The organism is Frankia sp. RB5, from assembly GCF_059816245.1.
On record NZ_JCBATA010000030.1, the window covers coordinates 44,047 to 62,189 of the forward strand.

The window sequence follows — 18,143 nt, forward strand, 5'->3', positions numbered from 1 at the left end:
TCGATGCGTTGACCGGCCCGATTGTCGATCAAGGTGGTCGGGTTGGGTCGACGCCGAGGATGTCGAGGAGGTGCTGGTGCAGGTGTGGTGGGCGGGGGATGTAGGCGGGTCGGTCGCCCTGCGCGGGCACGAGGCGCAGCCTGTTGAGGGTGGCGAGGATGAGTGCCCCGGTGGGGCGGGCGGGACGACCGGCGTAGAGGCCGGGGATCTTCCCGTCGGGGCCCGCGCCGAGGCGGGCCTGGCGCTCGATGAGCGAGAAGACGTGCAGGGCCAGGCAGATCACGTGGATGAGGGCGTGGATGCGCTGGTTGGAGCGCAGGTACATCGGCGCGACCGCGAGCGGGCCCTTGAACGCGCCGTAGCGGCGTTCGGAGACCTCTTGGCCCTTGTAGCGAGCGAGGACCTCGGCGGGGCCGACGCTGTCGTCCAGGTTGGTCAGCAGGGCGTACCAGCCGTCGGTGGCGGCCTCGGCGTCCAGGACGGCCTGGTTGAACTGCCAGGCCAGGGCGGGTTTCCCGGTGTCCGGGTCGACGCTGGTCGTGGCGGTCAGGTAGCGGGAGACCCGGTGTTTCGTCGCAAGGAACGCCAGGCGGGCCTTCACCTGGGCCTCGGTGCGGTAGAGATGGTGGCTGCCCGCGGCGCGGGTGAGGGTGTCGAGGGCCTCGCGGGCGCGGTCCAGCTTCAGGGCGCGGGCCTTCTTCGCGGCCTGGTTGTTCGCCGACGACCAGATGAACACCGTGCGCACGGTGACCGGCGGGTCCTTCTTCCGCGGCCCGCGCAGTACGGTCACGCCCTCGCGGGCACGGTAGCTGGCCCGCTCGTGGACCGGCCTGTCCCGGTCCCGGGCCGCGACGAACTCGATGATCGTGGCGGTGGCCCAGTCCTGGGCAGCGAGGACGTCGGCGGGCACGACCGTCTTCGGGGCCGGCGCGAGGAACGTGACCCCGGGCGTGGAGGTCAGCGCGGCCAGGTTCCCGTAGGAGACGAGCTTCGTGTCCCCGACCAGCAGGAACGGCCGTGGGCCGGCGAGCTCGACGAGGGCGCGCAGCGCGCCGGTCACCTGGGAGACCTCGCCGGCGCCGCCGTCGTAGGCCCGGTGGACCAGCGGGACCCCGCCGTCGCCGCTGGTCGCCAGGCCCGCCTGGACCTGCTTGAGGTCGGGCCGGCGGTCCTTCGGGTGCCCGTACTTCGGGGCGGCGTAGTCGCCGTCGATCTCGGAATAGTCGCCGTAGAGCGAGATCGAGGTCATGTCCCAGTGCATCCGGGACACGTCGAGGCCGAACGCGGCGATCGCCGCCGCGCCGACCGAACCGACGACCTGCTCGCAGACCGGGGCGAGCGCGTCGAGCGCCCGGCCGACCCTGTCGTCGTTGAGCGCGTCCGGGGGGAGGTCGAACATCTCCTCGACCGCCCACTCCCGCGCCCACGCCACGACGTGCGACAGCGGGGTCGGCGACGTCAGCCGGTTGCCAACCAGCGCGGCGATGACCTGCCCGTGGCTGACCCGGCCGACGTCCTCGCGCATCGGAGCGAGCCGGTCGATCGTGCCCGCCAGATCGAGGCGGGCCAGGTAGTCACGCACGACAGGGAGCGCGCCGAGCGGCTTCTCGACGCTCGGCGGCCCGTAACCCGCGATGACCGACACAGCCCCGAACCGTTCCAGAGCCGTCACTACAGATCGCGATCAGCCCGACGCGATCCAGTCAAGAGATCAAGCAGCTGTCCCACCGCACGCACGTGCGGAAAACAGGTCTAGCGCGCGCTCTGGCTGCCGTGATCACTTCCCCCGCCTGCGTCCTCGCAGCCGGGGCTCGGTCCGACGCCTGGGAACCGCTTCGCCGAGGTGTAGGAGAGAAAGAAGCCCCGCCGCGCTTTGGTGGACATCACCGACAAAGTGCCCGTGTCAGGCTCAGAGCCCGATCCTCCCATGTGTCACGCGGGCGTCCCCCTGCGTGACCACTTGTGTGCTCCTGTGTGACATGCTCCACCTCAGGCGATCGGTGAGGCGCGGGCCAGTATGAGGGGGCAGGGTGGCGCGGGGGTGGCGCAAGCCGGCGGAGCTGCTCGACGAGCAGGAACGGGTGGCCGCGGCGCTGCCGGGCTACACGCTCGGCCATCCGATGGGTGCTGGGGCCTACGGAATGGTCATCACCGCCCGGCACCGCAAGCTCAAGCGTGACGTCGCGATCAAGATGGTCGCCAGCGAGTCGACTGCGGTCTCGGGGTTCGCTGAGGAGGCCCGGATCCTTGCGGGCTTCGACCATCCGCACATCGTGCGGGTCTTCGACTACCAGGAGACCGACGGTCTCGGGCTGATCGTGATGGAGCTCCTGACCGGCGGCACCCTGACCCGGCGCCGGCGGACCTTGACGCAGCCGCAGGCCTGCGCGGCGGGACTTGCGGTTGCGGCGGCGCTGTCGCACGCACACGCCCAGGGCGTGCTGCACCGGGACATCAAGATGGACAATGTGATCTTCGATGCGGCCGGCTGTCCGAAGGTCGCCGACTTCGGGATCGCGCGCATCTTCTCGGGTAGCGGCGTCACGGGAACTGGGCAGCTCGGCACCCCGATGTACATGGCGCCCGAGCAGATCATCGGAGGGCGCCTCGGGCCGGCTACCGATCTGTACGCGCTTGGAGTACTCCTGTACCACCTGCTGGCCGGCCAGCCGCCGTTCGAGCGTGCGGAGTCGGTACCGCTGATGTGGCAGCAGACGCTGTCCACCATGCCGCCACCACCACCGGATGTGGCTGAGCCGCTCGCTGCCGTCGTGATGCGCGCGCTCTGCAAGACTCCCGGAGATCGCCATCCTGACGCCGAAGCCTTCGCCTGTGACCTCGCCGTCGCGTCCGTCTCGGTGCACGGCCCCGACTGGCTTGCCGCGACCGGGATGCCGTTGCACCTGCCGGAGAAGGTGTGGGGAGTGGCGGTGCCGGCCACCGGCAAGCTTGAGGCGGCCCACGCCGGCGACTTACTTCGAGATCGCTCTGGCGGGGACGCTAGCGCCGACGTGCGTAGATCTAACTGGTGGCGCTACGTGGCGCCAAGCCTCGCCGCCATGACGCTGGCGTCGAGCGGTCTCGCTGGCGTGTTCCTTCTCCCGAGGGGTGCATCGCCAGAGGGTCATCCGTCGCCGTCTCCGCTGCGGTCGTCCTCGTTCTCGTCCTCGCCGTCGTCGTTGCCTGCGTCGTCCTCGCCGTCGTCGACGTCGTCGCCACCCTCGCCGCCGACTTTGCCGCCTCGGCCGTCGACCTCGACACCCCCGCCGTCAGTGACGTCGCCCCTGGCGCAGCCGAGGTCATCCGGCACAAACAGGGCAACTCGCACTGTGACGCCGAAGCCGCCTTCCGCGACGGGAACAGTGGTAGATCCATTCGGTACGGGCCAGCCGACCTCTCCAAGAGGCACACGGTCGCCAAGAACGACGGGAGGCATCATCGTTGAGCCGTTTGGGTGACGATTCGGTACTGCGTCAAGCCGAGCTGATCGCCTGGCCGACTGCTCGCCGTAGCGCTGCGGACGGACGGAGTGCTGTCACCGGCGAGGGTGCAGGGGATGCGACGAGAGGGTGGGACTGAGTCGCACCCTCCCCAGCGAGGAGATCTTGGAGAAGGGGGGCTGGGTGAAGATGCCCACCATGATTCTTGCGGTGCTCGTGTCGCTCTTGGCGACCTCGCTGTGCTTCATCGCCGGGCTGCTCGCGGGAATTCTGCACCGCGCCGACGGCGCCTCATTCTCGACCGCCGTGCGCGCTGGCGGCCGTGCGGCGCTCACTTTGTGTATTGCTTTGGCGGCGATCGCCGGAGTCGCGATCGCGGCGGTCGGGTCATAGTCTGCCCGCGCTCGCCCCAGTGATCAGACTCTCGGTTTGCCTGTCGGACGCTGATGCCTTCTGGAGTTGAAGGAACGCGCGGCGGTAGGTGTCGACCTGGGTGGGGTCGTCGATGGTGATGGGTCGGGTGAGGAGTTCGAGGTGGACGAAGGGGTCGGTGTCGGGGAGGTCTTCGAACAGGACGAAGCCGCTGGTGCGCCAGACGGGTGCGGCGCTCAGCGGCAGGATGCGCAGGTCGACGTTGGGGCGGTGGAGGATTTCGCCGAGGCGGGCGAGTTGTTCGGTGTGTTCGGCGGGTGGGCCGAAGGGCCAGCGGAGGACGGCTTCGGGGATGACGAATTCGAGGCGTTTGGTGGTGTCGTAGAGGATGCGTTGGCGTTCGAGGCGGGCGAGGACGCGTTCGGCGAGGTCGGGGGGTGGGCCGTCGGGTCCGGCGGACAGGACGTGGCGGGCGTAGCTGGCGGTCTGGAGCAGGCCGGGGAGGATGGCGGGCTGGTAGCCGCGGATGAGGCCGGCTTTGGCTTCGACCTCGGCGGTGCTGTGGCGCAGGGCGGCGGGGTCGCCGGCGGCTTCCCAGGAGGTGGGGCCGAGGAGGGCTTCTTCGGCGAGGGTGCGCAGCTCGTCGCGTTGCGCCTCGGTGGCGCCGGTGGCCTGGCACCACTGGTCGACGTCGGTGAGGGTGACGCGCTGTTTCCCGGCTTCGACGCGGCTGATCTTGGGCTGTGACCAGCCGAGCTGGCGGGCGAGCTGGGGTTGGGACAGTCCGGTTGCGGCGCGTAGGCGGCCGAGCGAGCGTCCGAGACGTTCGCGCAGGGCGGGGGTGCCGAAACCGGTCATGCGTGGATCAGTGGGATGTCCTGAATCGGGTGGTCATGTAGTCGGCCAGGGGCAGGGCGTGGGTGCGGGCGAGGCCGAGCAGTTCGGTGCAGGCGGCCAGGTCGGTCGGGGTGCCGGGGGTGTAGCCGGTGAGGGTGCCGTCAGGGGTGTAGTCGTACCAGATGACGCTGGCGTGGTCGGTTCCGCGGTCGAACAGGACGAAGTCCCGCTGGACCGGTGCCAGGTCGGGGTGGCTGGCGCGGTCGACGATCCAGACCTGTTCGCCGGCGGCGACGTTCTCGGGGTAGGCGGCGTCGAGTTCGTAGCGGACGTAGTCGCTCAACGGCTCGTCGACGATGTGGACGCGGCCGAAGGTCTTTCCGGCGGCGACGGCGTCGCGGATGATCTGGACGGTCGCGGTCTTCGCGGGACGGTCCGGCAGGGGGTGTCCCTCGCGGTAGGCGCGCTGGCGGTCGGTGTCGCCGGGCACCTCGTAGTACTGGCGGGATTCGAGGCGGATCGCTTCGGCGGTGAAGCTGCCGTAGAGCGCCATGAGCTCGGCGGGTGTCATACGCCCTCGCTCAGGCGGGCGGCCGCGTCGAGGATGAGCTGGCGGGGGAGCCGCACGGCGGTCTCGTTGGCCGCGAGGGTGAGCTGCGCGCGGGTGTCGGTGCTGATCTGGTAGCCCTGCACGACAACATCGTCTCCCTCGACGAAAACGCCGGGGCACGTCGCGAGGTCGTCGCAGCCCGCCACCTGGTGAAGCGCCATCTCGCCATTCTCCCGTATCGGTCCCCAGAATCAGGCTGGCGACTCGAAGAGGTTGTCAGGGACGCTGAAGCTGGGTGGCGAGGGCGGTTTCGCTTCGGCGTACGGCTTTCATCAGCGTGGCAAGGTCGGCGGCTGGCAGGGGTGTTCCGAGGCTGGCCCGGTGGACGGCGTCGTGAGCCTGGCGGCGGACGGCGGTGGGAAGCGAGACGTGAGACTGGGCGGCGAGGAGATCGCGGGCCAGATAGGCGTCGTGACAGGCGTCGTCGAGAAGCTGCTCTTCGAGGGCGATGGGCGGTGGGGTCTGGTGGGAGGTGTGGACGAGGTCCGCGACGGTCAGTCCCAGTCGGAGGCGGAAGGTGGTAGTTCGGGGGTCGGGGTTGAGCGCGAGGTAGGCGGCGGTCATCGTCGCGGCGAGGCGCTCGACGTTGTGGCCGGCGAGGATGCGGGTGAGAACGCGTATCGACGTGGCGATTCCATGCTCCCATTCCTCCGCGGTCTCGCTGCCGTCGAGCAGGTCTTCGGCGTCGGCGTGCCGGCCTGTGATGGCGTGGTCGATGATGGCGATTTGGCGGCCGTCGAGGAGTCGCTGACCGATGCCGTTGTGGTGTGCCGCGTGCTGGTGGGCGTCGGACCAGCGGCCGGCAGCGCAGAGGGCGTGCAGGCCGCTGGAGAGCAGAACGGTCCACAGCCATTGGACGAGCGCGGCGTGGTCGTCGCTGTCGGCGATGAGGGTGCTGAGGGGGACGAGGTGGCCGTCGATGTGGAGGTCGCCGCGGGAGCGGGCGGCGCGCAGGAGTGCCTCGTGCAGGTGGTAGGCGGTGTTGGGGCTGCCGTCGCGGGCGTGGAGGCGGGCGAGGTTGATGAGGGGTTGCAGGGCGAGTTTCGCGGTCGCCGGTTCGTAGGGTCCGGGGCCGGTGGCGAAGAGGTAGATCTGTCGCCAGCACAGGTCGCGGGCGAGGGTCGGCATGGCGCAGTCGCTGGCGATGAGCGCGGCGAGGTTGAGCGCTTCGGCGGCGTGGAGGAGGGCGTTGTCGTCCTGCTCGCCGGCGGCGGCTGCTTTCTGGCGTAGTCGGTCGAGGCGTGCGGTGAGGGATCCGCACGGGGGCTTCGGCCGTGGAAGCAAGGGAAAGCGCTGCGAGAGGATACGGAGAACCGCCTCTCGCTGCCGTTTGGCCGGTGGCTCGGGACGGTGGCGGTGATCCGGAGGATGGTCGGGCTGAGAGGCCGGCGCGGTGGTCTCGCACAGGATGTTGCTGTTGTGGATGGCGGTCATGCTGCTCACCAGTTGATCGTGAACAGCGTGTGGGGACGCCGGATGTGCGTCGCGCCGCTGTCCGCGGGCGCCAGCGTGGTGTCACGGTACGCGGCGATCGTGGGCTGGCTGGGCCGTTGTCCTGCCCAGATGTCGAGCAGTTCGGCGAGGTGGGCGGTGAGCTTGTCGCTGTTCGGGCCGTGGGCGGTGATGCCGAGTTCGAGAGCGTCATCGTTTGGTTCGCGGGCGGTGAGGTAGGCGAGGCTGTCGCCGTTGTGGAGGGCGGCTCCGCCCCAGCGCAGCGCGGGGTCGGCGAGGCCGGCGGCGCGCGCGGCCGTGCTGACGGACAGCCGGCCGAAGGGGCGGTCGGTGGCGGTGGCGAGCCAGAGGTCGAGGTGTTCGGCGGGTTCGTCGTGACGGACGTGGATGCCGGTCCACTGTCGCCGCCGCGGGTGGTGGAGCGCCTCGGTGAGCGCGGGGTGATCCTCCGTCTCGGTCGCGTCGATCTTGAGGATGACGTCGTCGGCGAGGCGGACGTGGCCGGAGTGGTGTTCGGTGCCGCCGCGCATAGGGACGAAGCCGCAGACGACAGCGGAGGTGCTGGTCATGTGGCCGGGGGCCTGGTATTTGAAGGCGATGGCGCGGGCCAGGCCGCTGCCGTGGAGCCGCAGTGGGATGACGGCGCGCCCGCCCAGGCGTAGCTGATCCCACCAGGCTGGGGTGATGTCGGTCGCCTCCGCGGTGACGATCAGTCCGTCATAGGTGGCCCGATCGGGGTGGCCAAGGCCGCCGTCGCCGCAGACGACGGTGACCTCCGGATAGCCGGAGGCGCGTAGATGGTCGGCCGCGCTGGCGGCGAGGTCGTCGTCGAGTTCGATCGTGACGACCTCGCCGGTGTCGCCGACGAGTTCGGCGAGCAGGGCGGCGTTGATGCCGGTCGCGGTGCCGATCTCCAGGACGCGGTCGCCGTGCTGGGGGGTGAGCTGTTCGAGCATCGTCGCGACGAGTTTCGGACTGGAGGCGGAGGACAGGGAGGTGCCGTCCGCGGCGCGCCGGGTGACGATCGGCTTGCGTCCGTAGGCGACGTCCAGGTCGATGCCTGGGAGGAACCGGTGGCGCGGCACGGTCCGAAACGCCGCTTCGATCTGAGGCGTACGGAACGTCTGGAAGCTCGCGATGTAGTCGGTGAGGGCGTTGCGGAGGGTCGTCGCCCGCGGCTCCTCGCCGTCGGCGGACTCGGCGGTGCGAACGCTACCGCCGTCGTCGGTGAAGTCCTCGAGCTTGCCTGTGCTCGGGTCGACGGTCTCGGACCTGCTGGCGACGGTGTCGGCTGGGCCGAAGACGAGCGAGCTGGCGGCGGCGGCGAGGGTGTGTTGATCGGCGGCGCTGACGCCGTGCCGGTTGAACAAGAACAGGAGGTGGTGGGTGAGGACGGCGCGAAGGCCACGGGTCAGCGACCCGGCGGCGGCGAGCGCGGCGAGGCTGCGGCCCAGGTGCTCGAAGGCGACGGGCCAACCCGGGGTGGAGCTCAGGGGGCTTGTGGGGCTGTCGGCGCCGGCGGTGAGGAGGCTGCGGAGCTCCAGGAGTGTCTGCCGGCTCGGTTCGGTGGCGGCGGTGGTCGGTGTGCGGTGGGCGGCGAGGTGGGTCCAGCAGTCAGCCTGCTCGTACTGGTCAAGGCCAGCGGCGCGCAGGAGCCTGCTGGCGAGCACGATGGGCAGCTCGCGACGAAGCCGCGGGCCGGCGCCGGCGAGGTGGTCGAGCAGGTGTCGGCTGTCGGCGCTGAACAGGTCGTGCGCGAGGTTCATGCCGACGGCGCCGCCGAACGCGTGGGTTTCGGGCTCGTAGCGGACTTCGGTCCACGACTGGACGGCGCCGGCGCCGAGGAGGGTTTCGGCGAGCTGACTGGCCGTCGTCCCGAGGGCGGGGCGGAGCCTGAGCCGCCAGACGTCACCCTTGCGCACGAACCACCAGGCGTCGACGGTTCCGGCGTGTTCGGCGTCGGCGAGCAGGGGCCGCAGGTGCGTCGAGGCCATCCGTTCGGCGGCCTGCCAGTCGGTGCAGGAGAGGTTGAGCTGACGCCAGCTGCTGATCGGGGGTGTGGTCATGGGGGTGTCCTGTCGTCGGCGGGTCAGATGAGCAGCAGGCAGGAGGGCCAGGCGGGGAGCTGGTCGCTGGCGGACTCGGCGAAGGTGTGGGCGACGAGCGCGATGCCGGCGCGGCCATCGATGAGCCCAGGGGGCGAGGTGTCGGACGCCGGGTGGGCGCTGTCCGCGGCGGGGTCGCGAAAGGCGTGGTTGAGGAACGCGTGGGTCAGGTCGGGGAGCAGCGCGGCGAGCCCGCTGGTGGTGGCGCTGTCGGCGGCGGCCATCCAGGCGGTCAGCGTCATGCCTGCCCAGCCATGGCAGAGGGTCAGATCGGTGAGCCGGGCGAGATGGGTGGCGTCGCGCAGACAGGCGGTCAGGATGTCCTCCGCGATGACCTGCCGGATGCGATCGCGACGGGCAATGGCGGCGAGCTGTTGGGCGCGGGCGAGTCCGGGCAGGCCGTAGCACCACGATGGTCGGCCGGGCTTGGCCTGCGCGGGTCGGCCGGCTCGCAGGTCCGCGACGGTCAGCTGCTCGGGCCACCATGGAGCGGCGGACGTGTTCTGGCGCCAGGCGTCGAGCCAGTCGATGATCTGATCGATGGCCTCGGCCTGCCCGGGAACGGTCACGCCCGCCCGGACGGCCAGGGCGAGCAAGACGAGCGGGCCGGCGATGCCGTGGGCCATTCCAAGGTTGGCGTGACCGCCGCTGTCGGTGGACCTGCCGGGAGGCGGGTCGCTGCTCCACCAGCCCGGAGCGCCGGGTCCGGCGGCGTCGCGAGCGGCGCGCAGTGGCCGGGTCAGCGTGACCAGGTAGGCCAGAACCTCGCGGAGGAGCGGGGCCGCCGGGTCACGGCGCAGGAGGTACGCGCCGAGGCCGGACATTCCGCGGACGACGTCGAACTCGGCGAGTCGGGGCCGGCGCGCGTCGCGGATGCGTGTCCGGGCCGCTGCGAGGCGGGTCTCGGTGAGCGTGGTGACGGCAGCGTCCAGGGTCGCGAGCGCATCTGGATATCGCTCCGGCGAGGTCATCGCGATGGCGAAGGCGAGAGCCGGGGCACCGAACCACAGACCAGCGCCCGGCCCGACGCTGAGACCATCGCTGCCAGTCGCGTGGCGCAACCATCGATGCACCACCTCGCTGCGGTGGTCGGAGTGTGCGTGCAGCGCGTGGAGGAGCGCGATGCCGGGCGCGCCTTTGGACAGGGACTGGTGATGCCATCGTGTGGCGCTCGGGGCGCGGTCGAGGCTCCCGAAGGTCGGCGGGGTGGCGAGCTCGTTCGCGATGCGCGCCGCGAGCGTGCGCGCCCGCTCGGCGTCGCCGGGGCGCAGGCGCGGTAGGTCGAGCTGGGAGGGGGCGGGCTGCATCATCGTCGCGCCCCGGCGGCGTCGGCGAGAGCGATCGCGCGGGCGAGCCGATGGGTGCGGGCTTCGGCTTCCGCGCCGGGCCCGTGGATCCGGTTGTGATGCAGATGCAGCAGCGATCCGACCACCCCGGCCGGCGTGACGCCCGCCTGGTCGGCCCGCAGAAGATCGGCGTAGGCGATCGCGGCGTCTCGGCGTGCCCGCCAGGCCGCCGCCACCGCGGCCATGCGTTCCGCGAGGGCCGATGCCGGGGGAGCGGTGGCGTCGAGATCGGGATAGGCGGCCGAGAGACGGAGCGCCTGACGTCGCGTCTCGCGATCCACCGGTCCAGCTCCGCCGCTCTCACGCTGGTCGAGCAGCCAGGCCATCCCGGCGGCTCGACTGCCCAGGATCGCACCGGCGAGATCCGCGAGGCTGGCCGCCGTCATCGCCTGCTGTGCGACTGTGTCCATCGTGGTGGAGGCTGCGAGTTCGCCGATTGCGGCGGCGGAGTCGGCGGCGAACAACGTCTCGGCGGCGGCCGAGGCAGCACCGCGGCCGTAACGGGCCGGCTCGGGGCGGTAGGTGTCCAAGGTGAGCGTGTCGGCGAGGCCGTGACCGCGTAGCTCTGCCACCCAGGCGCCGGTGCGGGCGGCGGCGCCACCGTAGTCGGTGGTCCGTACGCGGATCCGCAGGTGAGGTCTCGGGTCCTGGTAGCGGACGAACCAGCATCCTGGCGTGGTGTCCCACTCCGCGAGCAGCGCGGAAAGGTGCTCCACCAGGATCGCGGTGAATCCGTCCGGATCGCCATAGACCTTCGCGTAGAGCAGCTGCGCGCCCGGCAGTACGTCGTCGTGCTGGTTGACCAGCGGTAGCGGTCCTGACCGGTCCAGGATCTGGGGGGCGCGTCCGGGTGTCGCCGTGCTCGCCATCGGGATGAGCACTTCGTGGGCGCGCCCGGAGCACCAGCCGAGCTCGGCGTCGGCGGGCGCCTCGGTCAGGGTCACCATCGCGTCCTTCCTGGCATGTTCCTGGTCAAGACCGCGTACGTGTGCGCGGAGGAGTTCGACGTCCATCGACTCCGCCAGCTGCAGCCGAAGCTGGCGATCCGCGGTACCGATGGTGATCGCCTCGGGGAGTCGTAACCGCTTGCGTAGCTCGTCGGCCGCGGCCATCCAGGCTGGGAGCGGCGCGTTCGCGTCGGGCAGCGTCGCTCGCGGTACGCGCCAGCGGGCCGGGGCGAGGATGGTGCGTCGGTAACGCAGCCTGGGCAGGAAAGGCAGACCGGCGGCGGCCCAGTCGAACAGGCCCACGGCGGCCGACGTGGCGCGGGCGACATCCACTAGAAGCAGAGCCAGCGGCGGCACGGCCTGGCGCGCGGCGGCGCACACGAGCATGGGTTCCACCACCCGCCGCCGTGACAGCGACAGCAGATACATCCGGTTCAGGTCCGCCGTGACGCCAAGATCGTCAAGATGTAGGTCGCCGGACGCGTGGCCCGGATGTTCACCGACGCTGATGGTCACGGGCAGGACCCGGGGGACAGCCAGAACATTGCCGGCCCGGGCCCGGCACGGTGGAAACGACACCTGCGCCGGCAGCGCGCCGCGCACCGCCCCAGGCAACGAGACGTACGCCTCGACGAGTCGAGCACGGTCGGCGCCGGAGAGCAGCGGGAGGAACCGGCCGCTGGTCGCCACCGCGGACTGGCCGATCCCGGTCACCCGAAGCCGGAAGTCCCCGTCCTCCATCGCGGTGGCCGAGGTCGCCAGCACCTGCACGCACAGATCCAGATGTGATGGCAGGCGTGGTGCGGAGAGGTGACCGCCCGTGTACATCGGGGCGGGCGTCCTGGGTGCGTGCCGGTCGATCGTGCTGTCATCCAGCACCACCTCGCGCACGTCATCCAAGCCCGCCTGCTGGACCAGGGCCAGCAGCCACTCGTCCCGCGCGCCGCGCGCCGTCTGACGTCCGTGGCCCGCCGAAAGATCTCGATCGGGATACCCCAGTCCCGTGGTCAGCGAGACGAGCTGGGAGACCGGCACGACCGCCCCTGGCCCGAACCGTTCCAGGAAACGGCGGTGGTAGTCCCGCAAGGCCGGTGGGCCCTCGGGATGCGGACTGAGCCGGACCAGCGCACTCGCCGCCGATGCCGCCTCCGCAGCGATGCCGCTCGGCAGGATGACGTCATCCCCGAGCCGCAGGTCCACCGCGAGCAGCGAACCGTCGACGTCGGCGAGCGCGCGCATCCGATCCGTCAGACCGGCCCTCTCGGAGCGTTCCGCCGCAAGGAGCCGAGGTGCCAGCGCGCGGTGGATGGCCGTCAATTCGCCAGCTACCTGAGCGGTCTCCGGCCCTGGCATGTCACCTGCCCGCGGCGCCGCCAAGTCGGCGATCACGTGGCCGAGTCCGTCGACCGTGGTCAACGACGGACGCAGACTGGTGATCAGCGCGCCGGCCCTCACCAACGTCTCGACCAGCGCACGCGCCTCGGCCGTCCCCGCCTCGGGGAAGTCTGCGGCGAGCACCCTGACCAGGTCGGCGACCGTAACGGGGGACCGCGTGGCCTGCAGCGCGAGCCGCACCGGCGCCGTGAAGCGAAGCGATACGGTGCGTTGGCCTGAGGCAATGCTGTCAGAGGCTTTCGTGGGTGACGCCGAGAGTGCCTCCGCGGGCGCCGGCCCGGACACGACGATCCGGTCGCCCCGCACCTCGGCGAGATCGTTGGCCACCACCGTCAACCGGTCCAGGAGGCTGGACGCGGACTCCAACGAGGTGATCACCGCCGCCAGCCATGCGGCATCGGCTCGCACCGCTGGCTGATGCCCCTCGACCGGCTCCAACCCCAGGCATCGGGTGGGCGTGCCGAAACGCAGCGGTGCGACTCCCGCGAACAGGCCGAAGGGCGTCGCCCGTCCGCCTACCCGAACGAGGTAACCGGCGAGCGACACCGCGATCCGCCGCAACCGCGTCACCTCGACGACCTCGCCGGCCCGCACCGCCGCCACCCGGTCCGCCAGCATCGGGCTCGCCACCGCCACCGCATCGGCCACCGTGCCGATCGCCCAGACCTCGCCTATCCACGCCCGCCAGGCATCTGCGTCGGGGCCGCTGCGGATGTCGTCGCCATCGGGCCAGCTCGGGATTTCGTCAGGGTTGATGCCCACGCTCGCGCGCAGCAGCGCCGCGTCGACCGGCCGGTACCAGCCGTGCCTGTCCACCGGACCGTCACCACCTTCCCGTCGTCTCGCCCGGCACCACCTGTACGGCGGGCCCGTCCCGGGTTGATCCCGGGACGGGCCGCATGACACGTCAGCAGTCGCTGCCGCGCACCGTGTCGCAGCCGTCGTCGGTGTCACCCAGCAGCACCGACGCGACCGGCCCGCGCTCGACGATCCGTACGTCGAGGCGGAAGTCCTCGCTCCCACCCGCCGTGGCGGGGGGCGCGATGGCGGGCAGCGAGGGCGACGTCGTGGTGGACATGAGAGCTCCCTTCGGACAGGGCAGGCCCGGGCGTAACGAGAGACAACCGTCACGGAGTACGCCCTACGCGCCTGCCGGATGTAAATGAGATCTTTCCGTGGGTGACCGCCGGTGGGTAGCGGGCCGCGTACCGGTCTTGTCCTCGTCTTCGACCCGCCCGGAGGAAGGCCCGCCTACGCCGGATCGGCCGCTCGCGAGGGACGTCGCGCGGGCGCGACCTCAGGCCGTCAGCGGGATTCTGGCGACGGGGCGCCAGACATAGGCGCGTTCGCGCCGCTCCAGGTCCACGAGCACGGCCGCAGTGACGGTCGCCGCGGCGGGCGGAAGATCGCGCAGGCGTTTCACGATGGCGTGGGCGTGGGCCGCCGGGACGTCGTCGGTGTTGCAGTAGGCGATGGTCACGTGCGGCACGAATGGGCGGCTCATCGGGAGGAGCTCGGGCAGGGCCGCCCGGGTGGCCGCGCGGAGCGTCTCGTGAAGCTGGCGGAGTGGCCGGGACGGCGCGACCGCGAACCCGAGAGCACCCGCGGTCCCGCCCAGAGCGCCGACCGCGATCTCGAACGGGCTCAGGGCGGCACAGGCCCGGCCGGCCGTCGCGGCGACCGCGCTGAGCTGCTCGCCGCTGATCTCCCTGGCTGTCGCGACCCGGCCGAGAGTCAGGTGCAGGACGTCGGGCGAGACCAGGTCGTAGAAGCCGCAGGTGACCGCGTCCTGGCAGCGCGCGGTGAGGTTGTGGAGGTCCGGACTGTCCTCGAAGGTCAGATACCACTGCCAGGTACGGTCTTCGCCGGGGCGGGCCCAGTGGTTATGCAGGCGGTCCAGCAGCCAGAACCCGTCAGCCGGACTACTGCCGGTGTCGCCTCCCGCGACGGGAAGGTCGGCGCGATCAGACACCCGCCGCCCCTGCCCCCGCGTGGGCCAACGCGTCCCTGATGACGTCCAGCTCACTGGCGTGTTCCCACCGTTGCGCGGCGACCTCGACGAACTCGGCGGCGCGCTGCTGGATCGAGACGACCGGCCGTCCCCTCGCGGTCTCCAGCGCGGTCAGCACGAGCCCGCAGGCCTGGTCGAGATCAGCCTCGCGGGACTGTGCCACCGCCGTAGCCAGATCGATCGTGACCAGCGCGCGGCTCCACGGCGAACCGGAGGCGCTGATGTCGGGCAGGGCCACATCAAGATGGTGCCGTACCTTCTCCGGCATTCCCAGCGACAGGTAGGCGGTGGCCGCGTTGCTCGCCACCTGCGCCTCGCTGTAACAGCCGAAGCTGATGCTGGAGACGATCCCCGGCGGCACCTCCTGGCCGGTGAGCATGTCCTGTGCCTGTCCGACCAGGCGATGCACTCCTTGGGCGTCCCCAAGCCTGCCGATCGCCCGGGCCGCCCCGTTGACGGCGAGCCGCACGACCTGCGGTCCGCCCACGGCGTGGCGCAGGCCATCGAAGGCCAGCTCCGCCGCCGCGGTGTAGTCCTGTTGGTAATAGGCGCAGAAGCTCTGGAGGCCGCGAGCCCACGCCATCAGGTCCGGCCGTTCGGCGAACTCGCCGAGTTGGAACGCCTCCGCACTGTATGCCCTGGCCAGCGCGAACCGGCCCCGCCCGACCGCCACGTAGCCGAGCACGCCGGACGCCGCGCACGCAATGCCAGTCAGATCCCTGCGCTGCGCCGGCCGACCACACTCCTCGATGAGCGCCTCGAGCCAGGCCCGCTGACTGCGCAGCTCGGAAACGAAGTCGGCGTGGTCCAGCTCCTCATACCGCGAGACGACGCCGAGAACGTCATCGCGCAACTGCCGGACGACATCCGGATCCACGCTGCGGCCTCGACGATGCATCCGCCCCAGCACCTCGGCGACGCTCTCTTCACCACCCAGGTCTGGTGGCGTCGGCGTCACCTCGACTTTCCCGGCGATGCTGAGATCGCCAGGCGTGGCGTGGTCCGGCTCCGCGACGCCCGAGGAATCCGACAGAGCCAGGGCGAGGCCGAAGACGGGCGTCGGCGCGTCAGCACTGCCGACGAGCGAGCCGGCCAGGGCGGCATCGAACCGCGCACGGGTCTGCGTATCCGCCAGGCCGAGATCCCGATCGAGGATCTCCTGGGTCTCGTCCCGCAGCCGAATCCTGAGGCCTCGCCGCTCCCAGTTCGACACCGACGCGGCAGCCACCCCGAGATGCGCGGCGAAGGCGCGGACACTCATCCGCCGCGCCTCACGCAGCGCTCGCGTCTCCCGGCCCGACCACCTCGCCACCGCCACCGCCGAGACCCCTTCCGCCCACGCCCGCGCCTGCAGCGGAACCTCGAACAGAGCCGACACAGCATGTCATCCACGCGTGGGGCCCGCTTTGCAGGCGAGCCTCCCCGGCGGCAGTTCGCGCTCTTCGACGCCTCGATGTCTTTGTTCAGAATGTTGATTCACTACGAGGCCCGCAAGAGCGCACGGAGATGCGTACAGGGTTCTCGAGCCGGGTCTCGGTGGATTGCCGTCGACGATCATGACCAGGCGAAGAGGGTCATCGATGCCTGTGCGAGGATCTGGCCTCGATCAACGCTGGGGGGAGCGTGGCGATGCGCAGGGGTTGGACCATGCCAATGGTGTGCGTGGTGGTGGCGGCACTGATCGGCGGTTGCGGCAGTGGCAGCGGCGGCGCGGCCAGTCTGCCGCCGGGCCAGGCGGAGGGCGGTGCGGGGTCGACGGCGGCGGCGTCGAGCGGCAAGCTCGTCTCCGGGGAGACCGGGTTCGGGGTCTCGCGGTCGGACGCCAGCATGGGTCTGCCGGACTACGTCTGGGCGGCGACCGTGGTCACCAATGGAACGCCGATGGTCACGGCGCTGACGGCGTCGTTCGCTGTCTACGATCCGGCGGGTTCGGTGATCGGGCAGTCGAGCACGTCCGCGCCGATCATGCGTACCGGTACCCGCATGGTCGTGGGCACGCAGGTCGAGGTTCCCGCGGGGTCGCAGATCGGCAAGGTCGTGGCGACGGTGAACCCGTTGGAGAACCTGGCGGAGAAGGACACGCATCCGAACTCCACCTTCGCCGCGGTCGGTGTACATCTCCAGGGCAGCGTCGCGAGCCATTCGGCGAAGGTGCTGGGTGAGGTGGTGAGCCACTACCAGCAGCCGGTGCACCAGGTGTATGTCAGCATCGCCTGCTTCAACGCGGCGGGTGCGATCATCGGGGGCGGCGAACATTACGTCGACGCCATAGGCCCTGGTCAGACGGTCGGATTCGCGAGCGATGGGCTGATCGTGTCGGGGGAGCCGGCGCGATGCGAGGCCTTCCCAACGCTCTCCGGCGCGTCTGGATAGTCCAGCGACGGCCTGGCAGGCCGGGGCCCGGCTCCCTGAGGGGCGAGGGCCGGCCGTCCGAGAAGCGCGGGAAAGCTGCGGAAGGCGGCGCGGACGGCGTCGGGGTTCTGCTGCCACCAGGCGTTGAGGTCCTTGATCCCGGCGGGGGTCTGGATGTTGAGAACGATCTGCCCGTGGTGCGCGAGTGCGTCGGCGAGGTGGATGGCGGCGTTCTGCCCGGCGGGCAGCTTGTCCGGGTTCAGGGTCGTGTCGTCGTCGAAGCAGACGACGAACGCGGACTCGGGGCGTTCCTCGATGAGACGGCTCACGAGGGAGGGGGCGCCTGTGGCGCTCGCGTGGGCGGTGCCGAGGAGTGCGACGGTGGCGAATCCGCAGTGGGCGGCGGTGAGAGCGTCGGGGAATCCTTCGCAGACGATCGTCATCCCTGGCACGGCCGGGCCGGCGGTGAACAGGTGGGCGAGTTTCGGGTTGGGGGCGAGGCCCTGGGAGGGCTGGTCATAGCGGCGCTGACCAGGACGCAGGTAGCGGATCTGGTAGTAGACCGGCCGGTGGTCTTCTGGGTGGAGGACCGGGAAGACGATGCCGGGCCCTGCGTGGGGCAGCCCGTTAGGGCGGGGGAGCTGGCGGGGCCCGGGGTCGAAGCCGATTCGGTTGGCGATGAGGAGCTCGTCGGCGAAGCCGCGTCCGTGCAGGTAGCGGCGCGCGCCGGCGGCGACCGGTTGCCAGAGGAGATCGGCCGCGGCGCTGACCAGCTCGTTGACCGCGGGGCTCGGCCGGGCGGGAGGCGGCGGTGGGACGAGCGGCGTGGGCGCAGGTGGGATTGCTGGCCGCATGGGTGATCTGATGGGCGGCTGGCGGGGGATGATACCGGCCCGGTCAGCGAGGTCCAGGAGCGCCTCGCGCACAGTCATGCCGGCGCCCGAGGTAAGTAGGTCGACGGCGGTGCCGCCTTCTCCACAGGCGTGGCATTTCCACCGCCAACGGCCCTGGAATCCCTGGTAGATGCCCATGGAGGGGTGTTCATCGGGATGGGCAGGGTTCGGGCAGTGCCAGCGTGCACTGCGGCCCAGGCCCTGCGGCTCGCCGCAGATCTCGGTGGCGAGGGCGGCGAGGTCGGTGCGGTCGAGAACGGCCTCACGGTCGACTGTCGTCACCTCGCTGCCTCCTTATGGAGCAGAAGGGGTTACCGGAGTTGTGTGAACAGGCACGGCCGCGTCCGGAAGGCGGAGCAGAAATCACTTCTGGATCTTCCGGC

Annotated in this window: 15 protein-coding genes; 3 read left to right on the forward strand and 12 right to left on the reverse strand. The window is 70.9% G+C overall.

What is annotated here, in order from left to right; genetic code table 11:
• Window positions 1–28: 28 nt before the first annotated feature.
• Window positions 29–1,645, reverse strand: coding sequence for an IS1634 family transposase (locus AC6EXY_RS17405; protein ID WP_499818348.1), 1,617 nt, complete (start codon window positions 1,643–1,645; stop codon window positions 29–31).
• Between the two features lie 436 nt (window positions 1,646–2,081).
• Here AC6EXY_RS17405 and AC6EXY_RS17410 point away from each other — a divergent pair, with 436 nt between their 5' ends.
• Together AC6EXY_RS17410 and AC6EXY_RS17415 are read left to right on the forward strand one after the other, a co-directional pair.
• Window positions 2,082–3,458 carry a serine/threonine-protein kinase gene (locus tag AC6EXY_RS17410; protein ID WP_499818347.1) on the forward strand — a complete coding sequence of 459 codons (1,377 nt, stop codon included), beginning with the start codon at window positions 2,082–2,084 and terminating at the stop codon, window positions 3,456–3,458.
• 165 nt (window positions 3,459–3,623) lie between these two features.
• Window positions 3,624–3,833 carry a hypothetical protein gene (locus AC6EXY_RS17415; protein WP_499818346.1) on the forward strand — a complete coding sequence of 70 codons (210 nt, stop codon included), beginning with the start codon at window positions 3,624–3,626 and terminating at the stop codon, window positions 3,831–3,833.
• Here AC6EXY_RS17415 and AC6EXY_RS17420 read toward each other — a convergent pair.
• The 10 genes from AC6EXY_RS17420 to AC6EXY_RS17465 all read right to left on the reverse strand — a co-directional run bounded on the left by AC6EXY_RS17420 (window position 3,828) and on the right by AC6EXY_RS17465 (window position 15,893).
• A complete protein-coding gene (locus AC6EXY_RS17420; RefSeq protein ID WP_499818345.1) occupies window positions 3,828–4,670 on the reverse strand; it encodes a helix-turn-helix domain-containing protein in 843 nt (280 codons plus the stop codon). The two genes, AC6EXY_RS17415 and AC6EXY_RS17420, sit on opposite strands and share 6 nt — an antisense overlap.
• A gap of 7 nt (window positions 4,671–4,677) precedes the next feature.
• Entirely contained in the window at window positions 4,678–5,220 is a 543-nt protein-coding gene (locus tag AC6EXY_RS17425; protein ID WP_499818344.1) for a DUF6879 family protein, read from the reverse strand.
• On the reverse strand, window positions 5,217–5,420 hold the full coding sequence (locus AC6EXY_RS17430; protein ID WP_499818343.1) for a hypothetical protein: 204 nt from the start codon (window positions 5,418–5,420) through the stop codon (window positions 5,217–5,219). The genes AC6EXY_RS17425 and AC6EXY_RS17430 overlap by 4 nt, the downstream gene beginning before the upstream one ends.
• Window positions 5,421–5,475: 55 nt before the next feature.
• Window positions 5,476–6,702, reverse strand: a complete 1,227-nt coding sequence (locus tag AC6EXY_RS17435) for a hypothetical protein (RefSeq protein ID WP_499818342.1) — start codon at window positions 6,700–6,702, stop codon at window positions 5,476–5,478.
• Window positions 6,699–8,777 (reverse strand): methyltransferase, FxLD system, encoded by a 2,079-nt coding sequence (fxlM, locus tag AC6EXY_RS17440; RefSeq protein WP_499818341.1) that lies wholly within the window; start codon window positions 8,775–8,777, stop codon window positions 6,699–6,701. Before fxlM ends, AC6EXY_RS17435 begins: the two co-directional genes overlap by 4 nt.
• A gap of 23 nt (window positions 8,778–8,800) precedes the next feature.
• Window positions 8,801–10,126 (reverse strand): lanthionine synthetase C family protein, encoded by a 1,326-nt coding sequence (locus tag AC6EXY_RS17445; protein WP_499818340.1) that lies wholly within the window; start codon window positions 10,124–10,126, stop codon window positions 8,801–8,803.
• Window positions 10,123–13,320 carry a lantibiotic dehydratase gene (locus AC6EXY_RS17450; protein ID WP_499818339.1) on the reverse strand — a complete coding sequence of 1,066 codons (3,198 nt, stop codon included), beginning with the start codon at window positions 13,318–13,320 and terminating at the stop codon, window positions 10,123–10,125. Before AC6EXY_RS17450 ends, AC6EXY_RS17445 begins: the two co-directional genes overlap by 4 nt.
• Window positions 13,321–13,411: 91 nt before the next feature.
• Window positions 13,412–13,582: an FxLD family lanthipeptide gene (locus AC6EXY_RS17455; RefSeq protein ID WP_499818338.1), complete on the reverse strand. Its 171-nt coding sequence runs from the start codon at window positions 13,580–13,582 to the stop codon at window positions 13,412–13,414.
• 219 nt (window positions 13,583–13,801) lie between these two features.
• Complete coding sequence (locus tag AC6EXY_RS17460; protein WP_499818337.1) at window positions 13,802–14,476, reverse strand: 2'-5' RNA ligase family protein; 675 nt, start codon at window positions 14,474–14,476, stop codon at window positions 13,802–13,804.
• Window positions 14,469–15,893 carry an NsdA family TPR-like regulatory protein gene (locus AC6EXY_RS17465; RefSeq protein WP_499818336.1) on the reverse strand — a complete coding sequence of 475 codons (1,425 nt, stop codon included), beginning with the start codon at window positions 15,891–15,893 and terminating at the stop codon, window positions 14,469–14,471. Before AC6EXY_RS17465 ends, AC6EXY_RS17460 begins: the two co-directional genes overlap by 8 nt.
• Before the next feature lie 269 nt (window positions 15,894–16,162).
• Here AC6EXY_RS17465 and AC6EXY_RS17470 point away from each other — a divergent pair, with 269 nt between their 5' ends.
• Window positions 16,163–16,888: an FxLYD domain-containing protein gene (locus tag AC6EXY_RS17470; protein WP_499818335.1), complete on the forward strand. Its 726-nt coding sequence runs from the start codon at window positions 16,163–16,165 to the stop codon at window positions 16,886–16,888.
• Here the strand turns inward: AC6EXY_RS17470 and AC6EXY_RS17475 are convergent.
• Window positions 16,795–18,042, reverse strand: coding sequence for a toprim domain-containing protein (locus AC6EXY_RS17475; protein ID WP_499818334.1), 1,248 nt, complete (start codon window positions 18,040–18,042; stop codon window positions 16,795–16,797). The two genes, AC6EXY_RS17470 and AC6EXY_RS17475, sit on opposite strands and share 94 nt — an antisense overlap.
• Window positions 18,043–18,143 lie beyond the last annotated feature (101 nt).